This is a genomic window from Stenotrophomonas sp. 278 (assembly GCF_003935715.1).
GTDB classification, from domain to species: domain Bacteria; phylum Pseudomonadota; class Gammaproteobacteria; order Xanthomonadales; family Xanthomonadaceae; genus Stenotrophomonas; species Stenotrophomonas maltophilia_AH.
In genome coordinates, this window is record NZ_RHPP01000279.1 from 1 (window position 1) to 1,715 (window position 1,715).

Here is a 1,715-nt window from a genome sequence, read left to right on the forward strand (position 1 = left end):
GGCCACCGCACTGGCGGCCAACCGCTTCGCCCTGCGCCGCATCGACCAGGTGGCCGTGCTGCGCTGCCTGGGCGCGCGCCAACGCGACATTCTCACCGCCATGGCGCTGCAGCTGGTACTGCTGGCGGTGCCGGCCTGTCTGGTCGGTATCGGGCTGGGCATGGCCGCGCAGGCCGGACTGGTGCAGGCGCTGGGCGGGCTGATTCCCAACCGCCTGCCGCTGCCGCAGGCCACCCCGGCGCTGACCGGGGCCGGCATCGGCCTGGTACTGCTGCTGGGCTTCGGCCTGCCGCCGCTGCTGCGCCTGCGCCGGGTGCCACCGATGCGCGTGCTCAACCGCAGCTTCGCCGCGATGCCGCCAAGCTCGCTGCTGGTGTATGCCGCCGCGTTGCTGGCTACCGTGGCGCTGACCGTACAGGCCACCGGCGACGTCAAGTTGGCCGCCTGGGTACTGGGCGGGCTGGCCGCGCTGGCGCTGCTGGCCGCCGGCATCGGGGCGCTGCTGCTGTGGGCCGTACGTGGCGTGCAGGCGCGCCTGCGTGGGCGCTGGAAGCTGGGTCTGGCCGCCCTCACCCGCCGTCGCGGGCTGGCGGTGATGCAGCTGGTGGGGCTGTCGCTGTCGCTGTGCGCGCTGCTGCTGTTGTCCGTGATCGGGCCGGGCCTGCTGGCGCAGTGGCGCGACCGGCTGCCGGCGGATACCCCGAACTACTTCCTGATGAACATCCAGCCGGAACAGCGTCAGGCGGTGCTGGATACGCTGAAAGGACTGGGCGTGGGCGATGCCAGCGTCGAGCCGTTCAGCACCGGGCGCCTGCTGGCCCTGAACAGCCGCCCGCCGCAGCGGGCCGAGCGCGAGGACAACAGCAACGAAGACGACGACGCCAACCGCCCGGTCAACTTCAGCTGGCGGCGTGACTTCCCGGCGGCCAACACCCTGGTCAGCGGAAAATTCTGGGACGCCGGCAGCACCGCGCCGGAGGCGTCCATCGAGGAAGGCTGGGCCGAGCGCTACGGCATGAAGCTGGGTGACACGGTTACCCTGCAGATGGGCGAGCAGGAACGCACCTTCACCATCACCAGCATCCGCAAGGCCGACTGGGACTCGTTCCGGGTCAACTTCTTCCTGCTGCTCAACGAGGGCGCGGTGGGCGATGCGCCGTACAACCTGATCACCGCCTTCCACCTGCCGCGTGCGCAGGCCCCGGCGCTGGCCGGGCTGACCCGCGAGTACCCGAACATCTCGCTGCTGGACATCGACGGCATCCTGCAGCGGGTGCGCGAGGTGGTGGACCGGGTAACCCAGGCGGTGCAGCTGGTGATGGGCTTCAGCCTGCTGGCCGGCGTGCTGGTGCTGCTGGCGGCCCTGCAGGCCACCGCAGGTGAGCGCCGCTACGACAGCGCGGTACTGCGCACGCTGGGGGCGACCCGCACCCAGCTGCGTGGCGCGGTGCTGGTGGAGTTTGGTGCGCTGGGGCTGTTGGCTTCCGGGCTCGCGGTCGGGGCCGCCGCCCTGCTGGGCACCGTGGTGGCCAAGCAGGTGTTCGAGCTGCAGCTTAGCCCGCCGTGGGGGCCGCTGCTGCTGGGCGGCGCACTGGGCATGGCGCTGAGCATGCTGGCCGGCTGGTGGGGCACCCGGCGGATTCTGCGCACGCCGCCGGCGCTGGCGCTGCGCGAGGCGTGACGTATCGGTAGCGCCGGCCGTTGGCCGGCCCAGG

At 72.1% G+C, this 1,715-nt stretch carries 1 protein-coding gene; it reads left to right on the plus strand.

Annotated elements, in window-relative coordinates:
- On the plus strand, positions 1-1,681 hold a 1,681-nt coding region (locus EGJ34_RS21625), incomplete at its 5' end, for an FtsX-like permease family protein (protein WP_125362440.1).
- Positions 1,682-1,715 lie beyond the last annotated feature (34 nt).